At 67.3% G+C, this 19,878-nt stretch carries 22 protein-coding genes; 12 read left to right on the forward strand and 10 right to left on the reverse strand.

Annotation, left to right across the window (positions count from 1 at the left end; all coding sequences use genetic code 11):
- Positions 1 to 61 precede the first annotated feature (61 nt).
- Positions 62 to 1,444, forward strand: coding sequence for an amidohydrolase family protein (locus tag GV161_RS00370; protein WP_152012365.1), 1,383 nt, complete (start codon positions 62 to 64; stop codon positions 1,442 to 1,444).
- A gap of 1 nt (position 1,445) precedes the next feature.
- Here GV161_RS00370 and GV161_RS00375 read toward each other — a convergent pair whose 3' ends face one another.
- A complete protein-coding gene (locus GV161_RS00375) occupies positions 1,446 to 2,330 on the reverse strand; it encodes a LysR family transcriptional regulator (protein WP_152012364.1) in 885 nt (294 codons plus the stop codon).
- 114 nt (positions 2,331 to 2,444) lie between these two features.
- On the opposite strand from GV161_RS00375, the gene GV161_RS00380 reads away from it, so the two are divergent.
- The gene (locus GV161_RS00380) at positions 2,445 to 3,149 is read left to right on the forward strand and encodes an RraA family protein (protein WP_152012363.1); all 705 of its coding nucleotides are present in this window, start codon (positions 2,445 to 2,447) and stop codon (positions 3,147 to 3,149) included.
- Between the two features lie 52 nt (positions 3,150 to 3,201).
- On the forward strand, positions 3,202 to 4,176 hold the full coding sequence (locus tag GV161_RS00385) for a quinone oxidoreductase (protein ID WP_152012362.1): 975 nt from the start codon (positions 3,202 to 3,204) through the stop codon (positions 4,174 to 4,176).
- Positions 4,177 to 4,198: 22 nt separating this feature from the next.
- On the opposite strand, the gene GV161_RS00390 is transcribed toward GV161_RS00385, so the two are convergent.
- Complete coding sequence (locus GV161_RS00390) at positions 4,199 to 4,546, reverse strand: helix-turn-helix domain-containing protein (RefSeq protein WP_152012361.1); 348 nt, start codon at positions 4,544 to 4,546, stop codon at positions 4,199 to 4,201.
- A gap of 136 nt (positions 4,547 to 4,682) precedes the next feature.
- On the opposite strand from GV161_RS00390, the gene GV161_RS00395 reads away from it, so the two are divergent.
- Entirely contained in the window at positions 4,683 to 5,873 is a 1,191-nt protein-coding gene (locus GV161_RS00395; protein ID WP_159650082.1) for an MFS transporter, read from the forward strand.
- Here GV161_RS00395 and GV161_RS00400 read toward each other — a convergent pair.
- From GV161_RS00400 to GV161_RS00410, 3 genes are all read right to left on the reverse strand, one after another.
- Positions 5,854 to 6,366, reverse strand: a complete 513-nt coding sequence (locus tag GV161_RS00400) for a DUF2753 family protein (protein ID WP_152012359.1) — start codon at positions 6,364 to 6,366, stop codon at positions 5,854 to 5,856. The genes GV161_RS00395 and GV161_RS00400 overlap by 20 nt on opposite strands.
- 20 nt (positions 6,367 to 6,386) lie before the next feature.
- The gene (gene irrA, locus GV161_RS00405) at positions 6,387 to 6,854 is read right to left on the reverse strand and encodes an iron response transcriptional regulator IrrA (protein ID WP_152012358.1); all 468 of its coding nucleotides are present in this window, start codon (positions 6,852 to 6,854) and stop codon (positions 6,387 to 6,389) included.
- 181 nt (positions 6,855 to 7,035) lie between these two features.
- Positions 7,036 to 8,097: a methyltransferase domain-containing protein gene (locus GV161_RS00410; RefSeq protein WP_152012357.1), complete on the reverse strand. Its 1,062-nt coding sequence runs from the start codon at positions 8,095 to 8,097 to the stop codon at positions 7,036 to 7,038.
- Between the two features lie 294 nt (positions 8,098 to 8,391).
- Here GV161_RS00410 and carB point away from each other — a divergent pair, with 294 nt between their 5' ends.
- The 4 genes from carB to GV161_RS00430 all read left to right on the forward strand — a co-directional run bounded on the left by carB (position 8,392) and on the right by GV161_RS00430 (position 13,335).
- Positions 8,392 to 11,724 (forward strand): carbamoyl-phosphate synthase large subunit, encoded by a 3,333-nt coding sequence (carB, locus tag GV161_RS00415; RefSeq protein WP_152012503.1) that lies wholly within the window; start codon positions 8,392 to 8,394, stop codon positions 11,722 to 11,724.
- 103 nt (positions 11,725 to 11,827) lie between these two features.
- A complete protein-coding gene (greA, locus tag GV161_RS00420; RefSeq protein ID WP_152012356.1) occupies positions 11,828 to 12,301 on the forward strand; it encodes a transcription elongation factor GreA in 474 nt (157 codons plus the stop codon).
- 70 nt (positions 12,302 to 12,371) lie between these two features.
- The gene (locus tag GV161_RS00425; RefSeq protein ID WP_152012355.1) at positions 12,372 to 12,860 is read left to right on the forward strand and encodes a hypothetical protein; all 489 of its coding nucleotides are present in this window, start codon (positions 12,372 to 12,374) and stop codon (positions 12,858 to 12,860) included.
- Positions 12,861 to 12,864: 4 nt separating this feature from the next.
- Entirely contained in the window at positions 12,865 to 13,335 is a 471-nt protein-coding gene (locus GV161_RS00430; RefSeq protein ID WP_152012354.1) for a hypothetical protein, read from the forward strand.
- Positions 13,336 to 13,344: 9 nt separating this feature from the next.
- Here the strand turns inward: GV161_RS00430 and GV161_RS00435 are convergent, their stop codons facing one another.
- Positions 13,345 to 13,806: an Lrp/AsnC family transcriptional regulator gene (locus tag GV161_RS00435; RefSeq protein ID WP_091842906.1), complete on the reverse strand. Its 462-nt coding sequence runs from the start codon at positions 13,804 to 13,806 to the stop codon at positions 13,345 to 13,347.
- Between the two features lie 105 nt (positions 13,807 to 13,911).
- Between GV161_RS00435 and GV161_RS00440 the strand changes: the two genes are divergently transcribed.
- The 4 genes from GV161_RS00440 (at position 13,912) to GV161_RS00455 (ending at position 17,328) form a co-directional block, all read left to right on the forward strand.
- Complete coding sequence (locus GV161_RS00440; RefSeq protein WP_152012353.1) at positions 13,912 to 14,880, forward strand: mitochondrial fission ELM1 family protein; 969 nt, start codon at positions 13,912 to 13,914, stop codon at positions 14,878 to 14,880.
- Positions 14,881 to 14,932: 52 nt separating this feature from the next.
- A complete protein-coding gene (gene trxB / locus GV161_RS00445; protein WP_152012352.1) occupies positions 14,933 to 15,898 on the forward strand; it encodes a thioredoxin-disulfide reductase in 966 nt (321 codons plus the stop codon).
- Between the two features lie 142 nt (positions 15,899 to 16,040).
- On the forward strand, positions 16,041 to 16,931 hold the full coding sequence (locus GV161_RS00450; RefSeq protein WP_129159359.1) for a LysR family transcriptional regulator: 891 nt from the start codon (positions 16,041 to 16,043) through the stop codon (positions 16,929 to 16,931).
- 220 nt (positions 16,932 to 17,151) lie between these two features.
- Positions 17,152 to 17,328, forward strand: coding sequence for a hypothetical protein (locus GV161_RS00455; RefSeq protein ID WP_159650083.1), 177 nt, complete (start codon positions 17,152 to 17,154; stop codon positions 17,326 to 17,328).
- 64 nt (positions 17,329 to 17,392) lie between these two features.
- Here GV161_RS00455 and GV161_RS00460 read toward each other — a convergent pair whose 3' ends face one another.
- The 4 genes from GV161_RS00460 to pgsA are packed head-to-tail and all read right to left on the reverse strand — an operon-like array spanning position 17,393 to position 19,823.
- The gene (locus tag GV161_RS00460; RefSeq protein ID WP_159650084.1) at positions 17,393 to 18,415 is read right to left on the reverse strand and encodes a DUF1176 domain-containing protein; all 1,023 of its coding nucleotides are present in this window, start codon (positions 18,413 to 18,415) and stop codon (positions 17,393 to 17,395) included.
- 37 nt (positions 18,416 to 18,452) lie between these two features.
- Positions 18,453 to 18,917 (reverse strand): molybdenum cofactor biosynthesis protein MoaE, encoded by a 465-nt coding sequence (locus tag GV161_RS00465; protein WP_152012350.1) that lies wholly within the window; start codon positions 18,915 to 18,917, stop codon positions 18,453 to 18,455.
- A gap of 16 nt (positions 18,918 to 18,933) precedes the next feature.
- Positions 18,934 to 19,185: a molybdopterin converting factor subunit 1 gene (moaD, locus tag GV161_RS00470; protein ID WP_152012502.1), complete on the reverse strand. Its 252-nt coding sequence runs from the start codon at positions 19,183 to 19,185 to the stop codon at positions 18,934 to 18,936.
- 26 nt (positions 19,186 to 19,211) lie between these two features.
- Positions 19,212 to 19,823, reverse strand: coding sequence for a CDP-diacylglycerol--glycerol-3-phosphate 3-phosphatidyltransferase (gene pgsA / locus GV161_RS00475; RefSeq protein WP_193219478.1), 612 nt, complete (start codon positions 19,821 to 19,823; stop codon positions 19,212 to 19,214).
- Positions 19,824 to 19,878: the final 55 nt, after the last annotated feature.

Below are 19,878 nucleotides of genomic sequence, written 5' to 3' on the forward strand. Positions count from 1 at the left end.
CTGGCCTTCCACAGCACGCGCCCTAAGCTCGCTCATCCAAGCCGACCGCGGAGCCCGCGCCATGATCGAGATCGACCTCCTGGTGCGCGCCGAATTCCTCTATCCAATCAGCCCCGGCATGCCGGTGATCCCCGATGGCGAGGTCGCGATCGCCGGCGGGCGTATCCTCCATGCCGGCCCGCGCCAGCCGGAGGGACATTGGACGCCGGCCCGCACGATCGATGGCGCCGGCCGCGCCGTCCTGCCCGGCTTCATCAACTGCCATTCGCACGCCGCCTCGCTGGTCTTCCGCAGCCAGACCGACGACCACGCCGCCAAGGCGGCGCTGCTCGAAGTCGCCTTCCGGATGGAGAAGGACATCACGGAGGACGAGTGGGCGCTGCTGGCGGAAGCGGGCTGCGCCGACATGCTCCAGTCGGGCATTACCACCATCAACGACATCTGGTACGCGCCGCACCGGCTCGCCGAAACGGTCGAGGCCTGCGGCCTGCGCGCCCAGATCGCCCACAAGGTCTTCGACGTCCGCCTGCACGAGCTCTGGCGCGGCGACTACACCCATCATGCAGCGATTGGCGAGGAGCGCCTGCGCGATGGCGTCGCCTTCGCCGAGCGCTGGCACGGCGCCGACGATGGCCGCATCACCGCGCGTATCGGCACGCACGCCACCGACACCTGCTCGGCGGAATTGCTCAGGACCGCCCGCGCGGAGGCGAACCGGCTCGGCATCGGCATGCATATCCACGCCGCCCAGAGCGCGGCCGAGGTCGAGCAGATCAAGGCGGCCCATGGCTGCGGCCCGGTCGAGTTCCTCAGGGATGTCGGCATGCTCGGCCCGGATGTCGTGCTCGCCCATCTCGTCTTCGCCGGGACGAGCGATCTCGACGCCGTCGAGGACAGCGGCGCGGCCTATGCCCACTGCCCGACGATCTATCCGCGCCGCGGCCGCTATCCGCCGCTCGAAGACATCATGGCGCGCGGCATCCCGACCGGCTTCGCCACAGACTGGATGCTGAACGACCCGTTCGAGGGCATGCGCAACGCCCTCAACGCCATGCGGCTGCGCCTGGGGAGCCCCACCGCCCTCTCCTGCGCGCAGGCGCTGGGACTGCACACGATCGGCGCCGCCCGCGTCATGGGCCTTCAGGACGAGATCGGCTCGCTGGAAATGGGCAAGAAGGCCGACCTGATCATGGTCGACATCGACCGCCCGCACCTCCAGCCCTATTACGGCGACTACGCCGCGCTGGTCTATTACGCCCGTGCGAGCGACGTGGTGACGAGCATCGTCGACGGGGCGATCGTCGTGGAGGACGGCCGCCCGACCCGCCTCGACCGCGAGCGGACAATGGCCCGGATCAAGGAGAAGGTACCGGGCTGGCGCGGAAAGCTGGCGGCGCTCGGCAGCCGCGCTGTCTTCGGCCCCGGCTGCCCCTGCTGCGGCTGATCTAGCCGGCCGCAGCCGCCGGTTCCGCGACCAGCCTGCGGACGACATCCGTCGCGATCTCGAGCAGAGCTCCGGCCGCCGGCGTGCGCGCGCCCGATGCCAGCAGGCGCACTTCGATCGGCGGCAGGTCCGGCAGACCATGCTCGGTGGCGACATCGCGAACAGTGCCCGGCAGGCGGTGGCGGGTCCGCACCGAGATGCCATGCCCGGCGCCGAGAGCGGCCCACAGCCCCGGCAGGCTCGGCGTCGTCAGCGCCATCCGCCAGCGCAGGCGCTCCCGGTCGAGGGTCTGGAGCGCGGTCTGCCGGAACAGGCAGGGATGGTCGAACAGCACGAGCGGGAGCTCGGCCGAGCCGGGCGGGGGCATGGTCTCAGCCGCCAGCCAGACCAGTGGCAGCGTCGCGACATGCGCGCCGGCCGTCGATGAACCCGCCTTGAAGAAGGCGAGCGCGACATCGAGCCGGCCGGCCTGCACCTCCTCCTCCAGCGCGTAGTTGCGCCCGGCGCGGACTTCGAGATGGGAATTCGGGCGTTGTTGCGAAAACAGTCCCAGCACCTCCGGCATCACGTCCTCGAAGAAGTCCTGCGGCAGGCCGAGACGCACCGTCGCCGCCCCCGCGCTGTTGCCGACGGCCGCCGCGGCCTCGTCGTTCAGCGCGATGATCTGGCGGGCATAGCTCAGCAGCGCCTCGCCAGCCTCGGTCGGCACCAGCCCGCGGCCGTCACGGCGAAACAGCGGGCGCCGCGCCTGCTCCTCCAGCTTCTTGAGCTGCATGCTGACCGCCGATTGCGACCGGCCGAGCTGCGTCGCGGCGCGGGCAAAGCTGCCGAGCTCGACCCCGACCACCATCGCCCGCAGCGCGTCCATATCGAAATTCGCCGACATCGACCCGAATTCCTGAAGCCAGACTTATGATCATTTCGTTATTCTGAATGATCTCGCATTGCTAGCGTCCTGTCCAGCGGCCTCGCGGCCGGACCAGACCATGGAGGACAGCGCATGAAGTCCGATCTGATCGCGCAGTTGAAGACGCTCACCACCCCGCATCTGGCAGATGGCTGCCTGCGCTGCGGCGTGCCGATCCGTTTCGCGCCCGCCGGTTTGCGACCGCTCGCGCCGGACATGGAACTGCGCGGCCGCGCCCGTCCCGTCCGCCATGTCGGCAGCATCGACGTCTTCTTCGAACTGCTCGAGCATGCTGCGCCGGGCGAAGTGATCGTCATCGACAATGGCGGGCGCCTCGACGAGGCCTGCATCGGCGACATCGTCGCGATCGAGGCGAAGGCGGCGGGCATCGCCGGCTTCGTGATCTGGGGCCTGCACCGCGACAATCGCGAGCTCGCCGAGATCAGCCTGCCTGTCTTCAGCCTCGGCGCGCTGCCGACCGGGCCACAGCGCCTGCATCCGCGCCCGCACGACCTGTTCCACCAGGCGCTGGTCGGCCAGCACGGCATCGCCGAGACCGATTACGTCGCCGCCGACAGCAATGGCGTGCTGTTCCTCCCCGAAAGCCGGATCGAGGACATCGTCGCGGCCGCGATCGGCTATCGCGAGACCGAGGCGCGCCAGCTCGCGGCGATGCGCGCCGGCCGCAGCTACCGCAGCCAGACGCGCTTCGACCAGTACCTGACGACGCGGGCGCAGAACCCGGCCTACGGCTTCCGCCAGCATCTCAAGGACATCGAGGCCGCCGGCGAGGTGTGACCTCGCCTCGCGCACCCAGACGCCCCCATCCGCTCCCTAACGAGACATTGCCATGACCAAGCAGATCCGCATCCACGAGAATGGCGGCCCCGAAGTGCTGCGCTATGAGGACGCCGCGCTCGGCGCCCCCGGCCCGGGCCAGGTCCGTCTGCGCCAGACGGCCGTTGGCCTCAACTTCATCGACGTCTACCAGCGCAGCGGCCTCTACCCGCTGCCGCTGCCGAGCGGCATTGGCCTGGAAGCCGCGGGCACCGTCGAGGCGATCGGCGACGGCGTCGCCAATGTGCGGCCCGGCGACCGCGTCGCCTATGCCGGCGGAGCGCCCGGCGCCTATGCCGAAGCGCGCATCATGCCGGCCGCGCCATTGGTCAAGCTGCCCGACGCCATCAAGGACGAACAGGCGGCGGCGATGATGCTGCAGGGCCTCACGGCTCATTACCTGATCCATCGGACCTATCGGGCGAAGCTCGGTGACACCGTGCTCTTTCATGCCGCGGCCGGCGGCGTCGGGCTGATCGCCTGCCAATGGCTGAGCGCGCTCGGCGTCACCGTGATCGGCACCGTCGGCAGCGAGGAGAAGGCGGCGCTGGCGCGCGCCCATGGCTGCGCCCATACGATCCTCTATCGCGAGGAGAACATCGCCGAACGGGTGCGCGACATCACGAATGGCGCGGGCGTTCCGGTCGTCTTCGATTCGGTCGGCAAGGACACCTGGGAGGCATCGCTCGACAGCCTGAGCCCGCTCGGCCTGATGGTCAGCTACGGCAATGCCTCTGGAGCGGTTCCGCCCTTCGCCCTCGGCCAGCTCGCCAGCAAGGGCTCGCTCTTCGTAACGCGGCCGACGCTCGCGACCTATATGGCCAAGCGCGAGGACCTCGAAGCTGCCGCCAACGCATTGTTCACCGTCGTCGCAGACGGCACGGTCAAGATCGCGGCGCTGCAGTCCTACCCGCTCGCCGACGCTGCGCAGGCGCATCGCGACCTCGAGGCTCGCAAGACCTCCGGCTCGACGATACTCATCCCGTAACGTCGACCTGCCGGCCGCGCGATCAGACGTCGAGCTTGATCCGCGGCACCGACGGATCGCGCCGCGCCGTCTCGATCACGCTGTCGAGCAGGCCGGGGAAGCGCCGGTTGAAGTCCTCGCGGCGGATGCTGAGGAAGCGCACCGTCCCTTCCGCCCGCGAGCGCGTGATCCCGGCCTCGCGCAATTTGGCGAAGTGGTAGGAGAGCAGCGAGGGCGAGGCGAGCTCGGTGAAGGCACCGCAGCGCGCCTTGTCGACCTCGTCGCAATCGGCGAGCGAGACCAGGATGCCGAGCCGGATCGGGTCGCCCAGCGCCGCGAACACGTCGGCCGGCACGACGTCCTCGATCTCGGGGTGGAAGAGCTGCTTCATCACCTCCGGCTTAATTGCATCGGCCGCTCCTGACAAGTTTCAATGATCCTTGAAAATAGGATTGACTCATGGTCAGCCGACGCCCATGATTCAACGATCATTGAAATTGTCGGCACTCCCCACGGAGCCCTTTGCCATGGATATCCGTCTCCTCCTGCTGGCCGGCGGCGCCTTCGCCATCGGCACGGGCAGCCTCGTCATCACCGGCATCCTGCCGAACCTGGCCTCAGCCTTCGGCGTCAGCGTCGACACGGCCGGCCTGCTGATCTCGATCTTCGCCATCGCCTACGCCATCGGCTCGCCGGTGCTCTCGACCCTGTTCGGCAATCTCGACCGCAAGCTCGTGCTGGTCGGCTCGCTCACGGTCTTCACCCTCGCCAATCTCCTCGCCGCCTTCACCAGCGACTTCGCCTGGCTGATGCTGGCACGCATCGTCATGGCGCTCGGCTCAGGCGTGTTCATGCCGGCGGCGAACGCCGTCGCGGTGGCGCTCGTTCCGCCCGAGAGACGGGCCCGCGCAATCGCACTGGTCACCGGCGGCATGACGGTCTCGCTGATTCTGGGCGTGCCGCTCGGCACCGCCGTCGCCACGCTCGGCTGGCATTTCCCCTTCCTGGTCGTGGCGCTGTTCGGCGCGCTCGCGCTCGCCGGCCTGCTGTTCAAGATGCCGGCCGGCCTGCCCCGCGGTGCCAACACGCTCGCCGAACGGCTGCAGGTCGCGCGCCGCGGCGATGTCCTGCTGGCGCTCGGCACAACTGCGCTTTGGACCACCGGTGCCTTCACGCTCTACACCTATGTCGCGCCCTTCCTCTCGGCCCATGCCGGCATCTCCGGCCACTGGCTGAGCGCGACGCTGGTCGTCACCGGCATCGGCTCGGCGCTGGGCAACCAGTGGGGCGGCCAGGCCAGCGACCGCTTCGGCCCGGTGCCGACGCTGACCTTCGTCCTGACCCTGCTCGCAACCTCGCTCGCCGCCGCCTCGCTCGTCGCGGTGACGCTGCCGCCGGCGGTGGCGATCTTCGTCCTGCCGGTAATCCTCATGATCTGGAGCGGCGCCGGCTGGGCCGGCCATCCCTCGCAGATGTCGCGCCTCGCCGCGATGGCGCCGGATGCAGTCGTAGTCGCGCTCTCGCTCAACGCCTCGGCGCTCTATGTCGGCATCGCCGCCGGCGCCGCGCTCGGCCAGCAAGTGCTGCGCCACGGCGCCTCCTGGGAGCTCGGTTTCGTCGGGGCAGCCTGCGAACTCGGCGCACTCGGCCTGCTGCTGATCGCGACGCAACGGCGCAAGCGCGCTGCTGCGCAAGCGCTCAGGACGGCCGCCCTGTAACGCTATCGAAGAGCCTGAGTTCACCGGCGGGCAAGGTCGCCAATCGCTCGACCACGCCCATGACGCAGGCGACGACGCCTCGCCCGCGTGCGAGCAGGCGTTCCATCTCCAGGTGGAACGCCACATCCTCGCGCCGCCCCTCGACCAGATTGAGGAAGGCGAATTTGAGGTCGCGCATGCAGTCGAGGCGGAGGCTGAGCGGCGTCGCCGGCGATTCGGCGGCGGCCGCCAGCCGCTCGAACGCTTGCAGCGACCACCTCTCAGCAGCGCCGGGCTCGCCGGTCAGCCGCGCCGCCTCCGCCAGGTTCTGGCAGGAAATCACATAGATCGTCGCCACAGAAACCGGCGAGCCTACGATCTCGGTATTGCAGAACAGGCGCTCCGCCTCCGCCAGGGCATCCCGATAGAGAAGGAGCGCTTCGCAGATCTGTTCGCGTCGGAAGGCATCGTTTGCGGCGACGGTCAGGCGGGTCCACTCGGCATCGTCGACCATAGCCGACATAGGCAGCCTGCTCATGCTGCGATCTCTCCTTCCCGAGCAGGCACACGTCTCAGCCTGACGAGAACGTCCACGGCCACGATACGATGACCTGCGGGCGGCGCCGGCAGCCGATCGAGCCGGATCGTCTCGCCGGGGATGTCGATCAGCCGATCCTCTTCCTCGACATAGAAATGATGATGGTCGCCGGCACTGGTGTCGTATTGCGAACGCCCGCCCTGCGTCGCAACCTCGCGGATCAACCCCGCGGCGCAGAACTGCCTGAGCGTGTTGTAGACGGTTGCGAGCGACAGAGGCTCGCCGCTGACCACGACATCACGGAAGAGATCCTCGGCGGCGACATGCCGGTGCCGGTCGGCGAAGAGCACGCGCCCGAGTGCGAGACGCTGGCGTGTCGGCCGCAGGCGAGCGCCCTTCAGGATCGAGCGCACCTCGCAGAGCGGGGCCAAAGCCGGTGCCATGACCGGGATCATCGTCTGCATGACGTGCACCCCTTCCCTCTCAAATCAGGTCGCTCCCCTCAAAGTAAATGCAACTAGTTTGCATTAGCAATAGAATTTACCAAGCGACGCACTGCGAAAATGAGCATGCGTGACCCACCCGCTCGCAGAGCGAGCGGGTCTCCTACCGATCTGATCGAAACAGGATTCGCAGGCCCCGAGATCAGGCCCTGACTTCGAACACCATGTTGAACGGCGTCTCGGTGGCGCGGCGGAAGCGGGTGAAGCCGGCATCGAGCGCGACCTTGCGCAAGCGCATCTCGCCAGCCTGCGCGCCGAGCCCGAGCCCGACCTCCTGCGCCATCGAGGCCGGCGTGCAGATCATCGTCGAGGCCCCGTAGAAGATTCGGCCGACCGGATTGATGTTCTGCTTGAGATTGTCGTGGGCGAAGGGCTCGACGATCATCCAGGTTCCGCCCTCGGCCAGCGTCTCCCTGACATGGCGGCCTGCCCCGACCGGATCACCCATGTCGTGCAGGCAGTCGAACATCGCGACGAGATCATAGCTCGCCGCCGGGAAGTCCTTGGCGCTGGCCCGCTCGAAGACGATGCGATCGCCGACGCCGGCTTTATCCGCCGCCTCCCTGCCCTTCTCGATCGAGGGGCCATGATAATCGAAGGCGTAGAAGCGCGACTTCGGATAGGCCTGCGCCATCAGGATGGTCGAGGCGCCATGGCCGCAGCCGACATCGGCGACGACGGCTCCCGCCTCGAGCTTGGCCTTGACGCCGTCCAGCGCCGGAATCCAGCTGCTCACCAGATTGGTGTTGTAGCCCGGCCGGAAGAAGCGCTCGGTCCCGCGGAACAGGCAGTTGCTGTGTTCGTGCCAACCCAGCCCTGAGCCGGTCCTGAAGGCCTCTTCGACCTTGGGCTCGTCGACCCACATCGACTGGACGATCTCGAAGGCGCCGGCGAAGAAGGCTGGGCTGCCCTCCTCGGCAAAGGCCATGGCCTGCTCCGGCGACAGGCTGAAGCTGTCGCTGCCCTCGTCATAGTCGACGTACTCGGCCGCGGCCTGGGCGGAGAGCCATTCGCGAACATAGCGTTCCTTGAGGCCGGTCTTGCTGGCGAGCTCCGCAGCGGTGACCGGCTTGCCATCGGCCATCGCCTTGTAGAGGCCGAGCTGGTCGCCGAGGACGATGAGCGAGCCGGTGACGCAGGCTCCGACGTCTCCGACGAGGCGTCCGACAAGGGCATCGAGCTTCTGCGGATCGGATTGACGCATGGCCAAGCTCCTCTGGTTGGGAGGGCGTGGCCGGGCTCAGGCGCGAACCGGCTCGACGCCATCGCGGAAGCCGATGCTATACCCCGCCCGCCACCACTCAACTGCGCAAAGGGAGAAACGCGCCACCTGTGCGCGCATGACCTGTGCGCGCATGACAGGAAGCAGCGCTTTCCGCTTCCCCCCGCCGCTCGCGGCGTCTATAGCGAGCGCCTAGCATTCATCTTTGGCGCTCGCTGGCTTCCGCTCCTTTCGAACGGAGGGGCCGTGCGCGCCCGCACGGAACCGGTCGAGACCATGCCCAAGCGCACAGACATCAAGACGATCCTGATCATCGGCGCCGGCCCCATCATCATCGGCCAGGCCTGCGAGTTCGACTATTCCGGCACCCAGGCCTGCAAAACGCTGAAGGCCGAGGGCTATCGCATCGTCCTGGTCAACTCGAACCCGGCGACGATCATGACCGATCCGGACCTGGCCGATTCGACCTATGTCGAGCCGATCACGCCGGAGATCGTCGCCAAGATCATCGAGAAGGAGCGCAACGTCCTGCCCGGCGGCTTCGCCCTGCTGCCGACCATGGGCGGCCAGACCGCGCTCAACTGCGCGCTCTCGCTGCAGAAGATGGGCGTGCTGGAGAAGTTCGACGTCGAGATGATCGGCGCCACCGCCGACGCCATCGACAAAGCCGAGGATCGCGAGCGCTTCCGCGAGGCGATGACCAAGATCGGCCTCTCGACCCCGCGCTCGCACCACGTCAAGACGCTCGGCGCCGCACTCGACGCGCTGGAGGATATCGGCCTGCCGGCGATCATCCGGCCGTCCTTCACCATGGGCGGCACCGGCGGCGGCATCGCCTACAACAAGGGCGAATTCATCGACATCGTCGAGCGCGGCATGGATGCTTCGCCGACCAGCGAGGTGCTGATCGAGGAGAGCGTGCTCGGCTGGAAGGAGTACGAGATGGAGGTCGTTCGCGATAAGGCGGACAACTGCATCATCGTCTGCTCGATCGAGAACATCGACCCGATGGGCGTCCACACCGGCGATTCGATCACCGTCGCTCCGGCGCTGACGCTGACCGACAAGGAATACCAGATCATGCGCGACGCCTCGCTGGCGGTGCTGCGCGAGATCGGCGTCGAGACCGGCGGCTCGAACGTCCAGTTCGCGGTCGATCCCGAGAGCGGCCGGATGATCGTCATCGAGATGAACCCGCGTGTGTCGCGGTCGTCCGCCCTGGCGTCCAAAGCCACCGGCTTCCCGATCGCCAAGGTCGCGGCACGGCTTGCCGTCGGCTACACGCTCGACGAAATCGAGAACGACATCACCGGCGGCGCCACCCCGGCCTCGTTCGAGCCGACGATCGACTACGTCGTCACCAAGATCCCGCGCTTCGCCTTCGAGAAATTCCCGGGCGCCGAACCGACGCTGACCACCGCGATGAAGTCGGTCGGCGAAGCCATGGCGATCGGCCGGACCTTCCAGGAGTCGCTGCAGAAGGCGCTGCGCTCGCTGGAGACCGGGCTCGACGGCCTCGACGAGATCGAGATCGAGGGCGTCGGCCATGGCGACGACAAGAACGCGATCAAGGCGGCGCTCTCGACGCCGACGCCGGACCGCATCCTGCAGGTCGCCCAGGCGATGCGCGCCGGCTTCACCGACGAGCAGATCCATGAGAGCTGCAAGATCGACCCTTGGTTCCTGGAGCAGATGCGCGGCATCGTCGACGCCGAGGAGAAGGTCCGCAAATACGGCCTGCCGCAGACGCCGGTCGCCTTCCGCCAGCTCAAGGCGATGGGCTTCTCCGACAAGCGCCTCGCCGCCGTCGCCGGCAAGAGCGAGGCCGATGTCCGGACCTTGCGCCGCTCGCTGAAGGTACGTCCTGTCTACAAGCGCATCGACACCTGCGCCGCCGAGTTCGCCTCGCCGACCGCCTATATGTACTCGACCTACGCCATGCCTTTCGCCGGCGCGCCGGCCGACGAGGCCAAGCCCTCCGACGCCAAGAAGGTCGTCATCCTCGGCGGCGGGCCTAACCGCATCGGCCAGGGCATCGAGTTCGACTATTGCTGCTGCCATGCCTGCTACGCCCTGCGTGACGCCGGCTACGAGACCATCATGGTCAACTGCAATCCCGAGACGGTCTCGACCGACTACGACACCTCGGACCGACTCTATTTCGAGCCACTGACCGCCGAGGACGTCCTCGAAATCCTCGAAACCGAGAAGCAGGCCGGCACGCTGCACGGCGTCATCGTCCAGTTCGGCGGCCAGACCCCGCTGAAGCTCGCCCATGCGCTGGAGCAGGCCGGCATCCCGATCCTCGGCACCACGCCCGACGCGATCGACCTCGCCGAGGACCGCGACCGCTTCAAGCGCCTGCTCGACAAGCTCCATCTCAAGCAGCCGAAGAATGGCATCGCCTATTCGGTCGAGCAGTCCCGCCTGATCGCGGCTGAGCTCGGCCTGCCCTTCGTGGTGCGCCCGTCCTATGTGCTCGGCGGCCGCGCCATGGCGATCATCCGCGACGAGGTGATGTTCGAGGATTACCTGCTCGGCACCCTGCCCTCGCTGATCCCCTCCGAGGTCAAGGCCAAGTACCCGAACGACAAGACCGGGCAGATCAACACCGTCCTCGGCAAGAACCCGCTGCTGTTCGACCGCTATCTTTCCGATGCGATCGAGGTCGATGTCGACTGTCTCTGCGACGGCAAGGACGCCTTCATCGCCGGCATCATGGAGCATATCGAGGAGGCCGGCATCCATTCCGGCGATTCGGCCTGCTCGCTGCCGCCGCGCTCGCTCTCGCCGGAGCTGATCGCCGAGCTGGAGCGCCAGAGCAAGGCGATGGCGCTCGCCCTCGACGTCGGCGGCCTGATGAACGTGCAGTACGCCATCAAGGACGGCGAGATCTATGTGCTCGAAGTCAATCCGCGGGCATCGCGCACCGTGCCCTTCGTCGCCAAGGTGATCGGCAAGCCGATCGCCAAGATCGCTGCGCGGCTGATGGCCGGCGAGAAGCTCGCGAGCTTCGATCTGAAGCAGGAAAAGCTCCAGCATGTCGGCGTGAAGGAGGCGGTGTTCCCATTCGCCCGCTTCCCCGGCGTCGACGTCCTGCTCGGACCGGAGATGCGCTCGACCGGCGAGGTCATCGGCCTCGACCGCTCCTTCGATGTCGCCTTCGCCAAGAGCCAGCTCGGCGCCGGCTCGAAGGTGCCGGTCAAGGGCACGGTCTTCGTCTCGGTCCGCGACGAGGACAAGCCGCGCATCCTGCCCTCGATCGCGGTCCTCGCGGAGCTCGGCTTCCAGATCGTCGCGACCGGCGGCACGCTGCGCCTGCTCCAGGACAACGGCATCCGCGCCAGCAAGATCAACAAGGTGCTGGAAGGCCGCCCGCACGTCGTCGACGCGATCAAGAACGGCGAGATCCAGCTCGTCTTCAACACCACCGACGGTCCACAGGCGCTGGCGGACTCGCGCTCGCTGCGCCGCGCGGCCCTCTTGCACAAGGTGCCCTATTATACCACCTTGGCCGGAGCGATCGCCGCGGCGGAGGGCATCAAGGCCTATTGCAGCGGCGATCTCGAAGTGAGGTCGCTGCAATCCTATTTCGCCCGCGCCGCCTGACCGGCAGCGCGGCGAAGTAGTTTTCTGACGATCGAAAGCGACACGGGGTGCGTTGGCCATGGCCAGCGCACATCGGTCGTTTTTCTATAACTGGGACGGGACGATGGAAAAGGTTCCTATGACCGCGGGCGGTTTCGCCGCCCTCGAAGTCGAATTGAAGCAGCGCCAGCAGGTCGAGCGCCCGCGCATCATCCAGGCGATCGCCGAGGCGCGCGCGCTGGGCGATCTCTCGGAGAACGCCGAATACCATGCCGCCAAGGAAGCCCAGTCGCTGAACGAGGGCCGTGTCATGGAGCTGGAATCGCTGATCGGCCGCGCCGACATCATCGATGTCAGCAAGCTCGGCGGCGACACGATCAAGTTCGGCGCGACCGTCACGCTGATCGACGACGATACCGAAGAGAAGAAGCTCTACCAGATCGTCGGCGAGCCGGAATCGGATGTGAGGTCCGGCAAGGTTTCGATCGGCTCGCCGATCGCGCGCGCGCTGATCGGCAAGAAGGTCGGCGATTCCGTCCATGTCAACACGCCCGGCGGCGGCAAGTCCTACGAGGTCGTTAACGTCGCCTTCCGCTAAGCAAGCGGGGTGACTTGGCCAGCCCGGCGGCAGCTCCTAGATTAGAGGCCTGCCTGCCGGAGACCACGCCATGACCACGCGTCGCGCATTTCTCACCGGGTCTGCCGCGCTCGCCGCCGGCGGGCTCGTTTCGTTTCCGGCCCTGGCGCAGGCGGTCTCGATCGGCGCGATCAAGGTCGACGCCCGCAGCCTCGGCCCGCTCGGCTGGGGCGAGAACGCCCCCGGCATCGCCCGGGCCTTCGAAAGCAGGCTCGCCAGCGAGCTCCTCCCCTTGCGCCCCCGCGGCGGCCCGACCTTGCATGTCACTGTGCTCAGCCTCTGGCTCGGCGCGGGTGTCGGCGGCGGCATGCACGGCGACGGCGGCGGCGGCAGCGACGACAACATGCTGAGCATCATCGAGGTCGCCGATCGTGGCCGCCCGCTCGTCAGCCGCGAGATCCGCTCGATGCTGCCATCCAGCTCCGGCGGCGCCTGGTATCGCCCCGATGTCGACCAGCGCCGCATCGCCGCGCTGCTCGAAAACAACGCCCAGTGGATCCGCCGATATCTCGGCGCCTGAGGCCATGCTCGCACGACGCGCCATCCTGACTGGTCTCGCCGCAGCCCTGCTGGCTGGCTGCCAGACGGCCGTGCAAACCGCCTCCCCCGTCGCGATCGGCGCGATCCGTGTCGATACCGGGCCGCTGGCGGCCAAGGGGCAGAGCGCCACCGCGGCCGCGATCAGGCCGATGCTGGAGCGCGAGCTCGCCGGCCTGCGCACCGCTGGAAACGGCGCGACCCTGTACGTCACCGTCACCGGGCTTTACCTGGCGTGCTATGCCGGCGGGCAGTCCGTCACGCTCGGCAATGATACGCTCGAAAGCGAGGCTCGGCTGATCGGGGCCGACGGTCGCGAGATCGGCCGCTACCCGATCCTCGCCATCATGGCGCCGAGCTATGGCGGCGCCTGGTATCGACCGGACGTCGACCAGCGCCGGATCGAGGCGCTTGTCGCCAGCAACGCGCAATGGATCAGGCGGGCGCTCGGAGGCTGAGCGACCGCGCTAAAGCGGCGCGATCGGGGCGTCCTTGACCCGGTCGAGCGCCAGCGCGGTGCGGACATTGCGGACGTTCGGCAACGCCGTCAGGTCGGCGACGAAGTCCTGGAAAGCCTTGAGGTCGGTCGCAACGCATTTCAGGATGAAGTCGATATCGCCCGACAGCGTCCAGCACTCGCGCACCAGCGACCAGCTGCGGATGCGCTCCTGGAAGATGGCAAGATCGGCTTCGGCCTGGCTGGCGAGATGGACGAAGGCGAAGCAGACGACCTCGATGCCGAGCTTGCGCTCGTCGAGCAGCGCCCGGTAGCCGGTGATCACGCCGGCCTCTTCCAGCGCGCGGACGCGCCTGAGGCAAGGCGGCGGCGAGATGCCGACCCGGCTCGCGAGCTCGACATTGGTCATGCGCCCGTCACTCTGCAGCTCCGTGAGGATGCGGAGATCGATCTCGTCGAGTTTGGCGCGCACAAATCCTCCTGAAAATCGGACGCGCAGGTGTAGACGGGCCATCGAAGCGTTACAAGGCGTCGATCCACGCCAATCCCGGGCCAAACCGCCGTGCCGACAGAAAAGATGCCATCCCTCTGGATTTTGACCGACGGCAAGGCCGGCGACGAGGTGCAATGCCTCGGCGTCGCCGAACGCATGGGCGTCGTCCCGGAGATCCGCCGCATCAATCCAGGCAAGCCCTGGAGCTGGCTGATGCCGCGTGGGCCGATCGATCCGCGCGATACGCCCGACCGGCCGAGGAGCCCGATCCGCCCCCCCTTTCCCGACATCGCCATCGCCTCGGGCCGCCGCGCCGTCGCCTATCTGCGCGCCGTCAAGAAGGCCTCGAACGGGGCGAGCTTCACCGTCTTCCTGAAAGATCCGCGCACCGGCACCGGCGCCGCCGATTTGATCTGGGTTTCCGAGCATGACCGCCTGCGCGGCGAGAACGTGCTGGTAACGATCACCTCGCCGCACCGGCTCGCGCCGGATGCCCTCGCCACCGCCCGTATCGCACCTCCGCCTGAGATCGCCGCCCTGCCCGCGCCGCGTGCCGCAGTGCTCGTCGGCGGCGACAGCCGCCACCATACCTTCCGACCCGACGACATCGAGCGCTTCGCGCGCGAGCTCGACGCACTCGCCTCCTCGGGCATCGCATTGATGGGCTCGCGTTCGCGCCGCACGCCGCCGGCACTCGATGCCGCGATCGGCGAGGTCTTCCGCCGCCATCGCGGCTGGTGGTGGGACGGCTCGGGCGCCAATCCCTACATTCCGCTGCTCGCCAATGCCGACGCGATCGTCGCCACGGCCGACTCCACCAACATGATCGGCGAGGCGGCTGCGACCGGCGTACCGATCCTCGTCTTCGAGCCGCATGGCGGCCATGGCAAGCTGGCCAGGTTCCTGGAGGCGCTCAAGCGCTACGGCGCTGTGCATCATTTCCAGGGCAAGCTTGATGGCTCCCGCTACGAACCGCTAGATTCGACCGGAACGATCGCCGCAGCCGTGCTCGACGGCTGGCGGCGTCACAAGGCAACGATGGGGCTGGCGTGAAGCCCGCCTGATACCAATATGTCCGGCTCGTGCCGGCTCAGGAAGCAAAGACATGGCTCATATCCACGCCAAGGTGATGATCATCGGCTCCGGCCCGGCCGGCTACACCGCCGCGATCTATGCCGCCCGCGCCATGCTGGAGCCAGTGCTGATCTCAGGCCTGCAGGCCGGCGGCCAGCTGATGATCACCACCGATGTCGAAAACTATCCCGGCTTCGCTGACGTGATCCAGGGCCCCTGGCTGATGGAGCAGATGCAGGCCCAGGCGCAGCACATGGGCACGAAGATGGTCTCCGACCACATCGCCCGCGTCGACCTCTCGCAGCGCCCGTTCCGGCTCTGGGGCGATGGCGGCGCCACCTATTCCTGCGACTCGCTGATCGTCTCGACGGGTGCCCAGGCCAAATGGCTCGGCCTGCCCTCGGAACAGGCCTTCCAGGGCTTCGGCGTCTCGGCCTGCGCCACCTGCGACGGCTTCTTCTTCCGCAACAAGCAGGTCGTCGTGGTCGGCGGCGGCAACACCGCGGTCGAGGAGGCGCTCTATCTCGCCAATCTCGCGTCCAAGGTCACGCTGGTGCACCGGCGCGATTCGCTGCGCGCCGAGAAGGTGATGCAGGAGCGCCTGTTCAAGCATCCCAAGATCGAGGTGATCTGGGATTCGGAGGTGGCCGAGATCCTCGGCGGGACGCAGCCGCCCTCCGTGACCCATGTGCGCCTGCGCAACCTGAAGAGCGGCGCCGTACAGGACCTGCCGACCGACGGCGTCTTCGTCGCCATCGGCCACAAGCCGGCGACCGAGCTCTTCGTCGGCCAGCTCGCCATGCGTGATTCGGGCTATCTCGAGGTCACGCCCGGCACGACCCAGACCAATGTGCCCGGCGTCTTCGCCGCCGGCGACGTCACCGACGAGCACTACCGCCAGGCCGTGACCGCGGCCGGTCTCGGCTGCATGGCGGCGCTCGACGCCGAGCGCTGGCTGATGGCGCAGGAGCTGGGCGTGCGCGAAGCGGCGGAATAGCCGGAATCAGCACCCATCACTGGAATTGATCAGTTCCAGCACGATATTAAGGGCGAAAATCAACGGTCCCGGCAAAGGAGTCGTTGACCGGACACTGCTATCCCCCCATCATGCGTTGAACGCATAACACGGGGGGAACGCGGTGGATTGGGACCGCATCCGAATCTTCTACACGGTTGCTGAATCGGGAAGCTTCACCAAGGCCGGAGACGGGCTGGGCCTCAGCCAATCCGCTGTGAGCCGCCAGATCGGTGCGCTGGAGCGCGAATTGCGCGCGCCTTTGTTCCATCGGCATACGCGCGGCCTCATTCTCACCGAGCAGGGCGAACTGCTCTGGCGCGCTGCGCGCGAGATGACGCAGCGCCTGGAGCGGACACGCGCCCAGCTCTCGGAGACGCGCGAGCATCCGTCCGGCGAGCTCAAGGTCACCGCGACGCGCGGCCTCGGTGGGCACTGGCTGACGCCGCGCCTGGCCGAGTTCCTCGACCTCTATCCCGACATCAAGGTCGAGCTGATCCTCACCGACGAGGAACTCGACCTCTCGATGCGCGAGGCCGACATCGCGATTCGCCTGCGCCAGCCGCAGCAACCCGACCTGATCCAGCGCCGGCTCTTCACCGTGCACTTCCACGTTTACGGCGCGCCAGCCTATATCAAGCGCTTCGGCGAGCCGAAAAGCTATGAGGAGCTCGACAACCACCGGCTGCTCTCCTTCGGTGCATCCTCGCCATCCTATCTGACGGCGGTGCACTGGCTCGGCACGCTCGGCCGCGACCAGCGCAACCCGCGTCCGATCCATCTCACCGTCAACAACATCACGGCGATGAAGCGCGCGGTCGATTCGGGCGCCGGCATCGCGATCCTGCCCGACTACCTGATCGAGGCCGGCTCCCCGCTCGTGCAGTTGATGCGCGAGACCGAGATGCCGCAGCTCGAAAGCTATCTGGTCTATCCCGAGGAGATGAAATCGGTCGCCCGCGTGCAGGTCTTCCGCGATTTCCTGATCCAGAAGTCGCAGCGCTGGACCTATTGAAGAACAGGCAAGCGCTGGCGCAAATCGCGGCAGCGCCCTGCCCTATGCCGGCTGCGCATGCGTGCCACGCGCGGTCTCCTGGCAATTGTGACGAATTATAGCAATGAGTCATGTTGCCAACGCATAACCGACCCGCCCAATGCTGCATTGCGAAAAGGCAGGGTCTGCCCGATATTCAGTCCACGGTTGTTCGGAACGGGCTCCGCATCTCCTCCCGGCGTTGAGTTCGTTCCAGCCGTTCCCCTCTGAGATGTTTGGCGCTTTTGCGCTGGATGTTTCAAACTTTCAGGCCGGCTCCTTCGGGACGCCGGCCTTTTTTCTTGCCGTCCTCGGCGACATCTTGTCAGACCTGATCGCGCATCACCTCGTGACGGCAAGCCACGCCGTCATTCCATGACTCAGCGAACCGAAGCGCTCGGCACCGAGTGACAGCCGGGATGTGAGGGGATAGGCCGAAGCGCCTATTTCGCGGTCCTGATCTCGCTGCGGAACAGCATGATCCAATCGTCCGAGCCGATGCCGCGGCATTCGCCCATCATGCTGAACCCGGTCAGGGCGAAGCCGGTACCGGTCCAGGCATAGCCGCCCAGGGCGCCGCAATCGCCGACGCCGCGCCCCTTGGCGAAATAGTCGATGCGGCCGGTCTTCGGCTCGAACGCGCCGTTGACCAGCGTGTTCTTCTCGCTGTCGTCGGTCCACGGGAACTCGACGGGCCTGGCGCCCGCCACCGCACCGTTCTCAACGATCCAGAAGGCGTTGGAGGCATTGTAGGCGCCGAGCGAGCAGGTCAGCGAGACCAGGTTGCGCTTCCCGTCGAGCCGCCAGGCCGTGTCGTGCTTGGTCGTCATCTCGCCATCCTCGCACTGGTCGGGATCGCGCTGCTTGATCTGCTTGCGCAGGGCTGCGGCGAGCGCCTTGGCATCCTTCTCCGAGAGGGTGCCGCTGGAAGGCCGGGCCGTGATCACCGGCAGCGCGGGAGCGGCCGGGGCGGTTCCGACACTGCCCTTCCGAATCAGGGCTGAGGGCGTGTTGAGCCTGCCCTGCTGCTCGTCGATCCAGAGCAGCGCTGCGACAGCGCCGGAGAGCGAGACCTCGGCCGAGAGGCCGGGGACGGCGACCGAGAGTTTCGTCGCCTTGCGCGCCGCTTCGATGAAGGCCGTCATTTCGGCGGGCTGGAAGGTCACCGAAGCCAGGTCTGCATCGGCCGAGACCGGCATGGATTTGCCGCCGGCCGGGAAGGCCGCGCCATCGAGCTTGAGCTCGACGGTGAGCGGCGGCTTCTGCCATTCGCCGCGCAGCCGCAGGACCAGCTTGGCTGCCCCCTCCGGCCCGGCCGGGCGCTCCAGGCGCAGATAGGCGATCGTGTCGATGCGGTCGGAGGGCACGGACAGCGCCGTGCAGCTCTTGAGATTGTCGCAGCCGGCCATCCAGTCGCGGAAGCCCTTCGGCTGAGGCACTGCCGCCAGGGCGAGCGCCGGCAGCATGGCCAGAACGCTCCCCGAGACGAGCGCTTTCACTCGATCACGATACCTGTTCCCAGCGCTGTGCCGCATCCTCGTCATCCGCCTTGGCTTCGACCCAGCCGCCGAGCGTGCCGTCGGCGAGATGCTCGCGCTTCCAGAATGGGGCGCGGGTCTTGAGGTAGTCCATCAGGAAGTCGGCGGCCTCGAAAGCCTCGCGGCGATGGCTCGACGCAGCGATCACCAACACGATCTGCTCGCCCGGCTTGATCATCCCGAAGCGATGGATGGCGACGAGGCCCGAAAGCGGCCAGCGCTCGGCGGCCTCGGCGGCGACGCGCGCGATCTCGGCCTCGGCCATCCCTGGATAGTGTTCCAGCTCGAGCGCCGCGAGCCGGCCGCTCTCGTCGCGGCAGAGACCGGCGAAGCTGACGACAGCGCCGATATTCGTGTTGCCGGCGGTCAGCGCCGCCATCTCGACACCGATGTCGAAATCCTCGCGCTGGATGCGGACGAGCGGCGTCATGGCCCGGCCTCGTATCTCAGCCGCCGGTCATCGGCGGGAAAAAGGCGATCTCGCGCGCGCCGGCAATGTTCGTGGCCGGCTTGGCGTGGGTCTGGTCGATCGCGGCGCGCACGATCGATTCGTTCTCGAAAGCGAGCTCATAGCCCTCGCCGCGCGTCTTCAGCCAACGCACCAGGTCGGCGATTGTTGCCGTGCCGGCTGGCGGCGTCACCGTTTCCTCGGTGAGGCCGACGCGCTCGCGCACCCAGGCGAAATAGACCAGCCGCAGGCTGGCGGATTCGGTGATGGCCGTGCTCATGGCGCGCGCTCGTCCTCCTCGACGAGATGGCGGATGCCGGAGTTCAGGTAGTCCCAGCCGGTGTAGATCGTCAGCAGCGCCGCGACCCACAGCATCACGATCCCGATCTGGGTGTTGTGCGGCAGGACCTTGTCCCCGGCGGGGCCGGCGACGAGGAAGCCGAGCGCGAACAACTGCGCCGTGGTCTTGTATTTGGCGACCTTGCTGACGGGGACGCTGACCTTCAGCTCGGCCAGGAACTCACGCAAACCCGAGACCAGAATCTCGCGACAGAGGATGACGATCGCCGCCCAGATCGCCCAGCCCTTGATCGTCTCGGTATGGACCAGCATCAGAAGCAGGGCGCAGACCAGAAGCTTGTCGGCGATCGGATCGAGCATGCGCCCGATCGCCGATTGCTGGCCCCAGCTGCGGGCGAGCCAGCCGTCGAGATAATCGGTGACCGCGGCGACGACATAGATTCCCAGCGCCGTCCAGCGAGCCCAGTCGTCCCAGGGCCAGAACAGCAGCGCCACCAGCGCCGGAATCGCGACGATCCGGCCGTAGGTGAGAAGATTCGGCAGGGACCATGGCCCCCGGCGGCGGATGGCTTCGTTGAGACTCGTCACGACGCTCACCAAAGCAGCCCCTTCATGACAGCGTCAACACGCAAGACTGTGACCC

Origin of the sequence: Bosea sp. 29B (assembly GCF_902506165.1) — a bacterium.
Lineage (GTDB): Bacteria > Pseudomonadota > Alphaproteobacteria > Rhizobiales > Beijerinckiaceae > Allobosea.

Bases quoted from the DNA above. Each gene is read 5' to 3' on its own strand.
- GV161_RS00370 (WP_152012365.1), top strand. From the start codon at position 62: ATGATCGAGATCGACCTCCTGGTGCGCGCCGAATTCCTCTATCCAATC.
- GV161_RS00375 (WP_152012364.1), bottom strand. From the start codon at position 2,330: ATGTCGGCGAATTTCGATATGGACGCGCTGCGGGCGATGGTGGTCGGG.
- GV161_RS00380 (WP_152012363.1), top strand. From the start codon at position 2,445: ATGAAGTCCGATCTGATCGCGCAGTTGAAGACGCTCACCACCCCGCAT.
- GV161_RS00385 (WP_152012362.1), top strand. From the start codon at position 3,202: ATGACCAAGCAGATCCGCATCCACGAGAATGGCGGCCCCGAAGTGCTG.
- GV161_RS00390 (WP_152012361.1), bottom strand. From the start codon at position 4,546: ATGAAGCAGCTCTTCCACCCCGAGATCGAGGACGTCGTGCCGGCCGAC.
- GV161_RS00395 (WP_159650082.1), top strand. From the start codon at position 4,683: ATGGATATCCGTCTCCTCCTGCTGGCCGGCGGCGCCTTCGCCATCGGC.
- GV161_RS00400 (WP_152012359.1), bottom strand. From the start codon at position 6,366: ATGGTCGACGATGCCGAGTGGACCCGCCTGACCGTCGCCGCAAACGAT.
- irrA (WP_152012358.1), bottom strand. From the start codon at position 6,854: ATGCAGACGATGATCCCGGTCATGGCACCGGCTTTGGCCCCGCTCTGC.
- GV161_RS00410 (WP_152012357.1), bottom strand. From the start codon at position 8,097: ATGCGTCAATCCGATCCGCAGAAGCTCGATGCCCTTGTCGGACGCCTC.
- carB (WP_152012503.1), top strand. From the start codon at position 8,392: ATGCCCAAGCGCACAGACATCAAGACGATCCTGATCATCGGCGCCGGC.
- greA (WP_152012356.1), top strand. From the start codon at position 11,828: ATGGAAAAGGTTCCTATGACCGCGGGCGGTTTCGCCGCCCTCGAAGTC.
- GV161_RS00425 (WP_152012355.1), top strand. From the start codon at position 12,372: ATGACCACGCGTCGCGCATTTCTCACCGGGTCTGCCGCGCTCGCCGCC.
- GV161_RS00430 (WP_152012354.1), top strand. From the start codon at position 12,865: ATGCTCGCACGACGCGCCATCCTGACTGGTCTCGCCGCAGCCCTGCTG.
- GV161_RS00440 (WP_152012353.1), top strand. From the start codon at position 13,912: ATGCCATCCCTCTGGATTTTGACCGACGGCAAGGCCGGCGACGAGGTG.
- trxB (WP_152012352.1), top strand. From the start codon at position 14,933: ATGGCTCATATCCACGCCAAGGTGATGATCATCGGCTCCGGCCCGGCC.
- GV161_RS00460 (WP_159650084.1), bottom strand. From the start codon at position 18,415: ATGCTGCCGGCGCTCGCCCTGGCGGCAGTGCCTCAGCCGAAGGGCTTC.
- GV161_RS00465 (WP_152012350.1), bottom strand. From the start codon at position 18,917: ATGACGCCGCTCGTCCGCATCCAGCGCGAGGATTTCGACATCGGTGTC.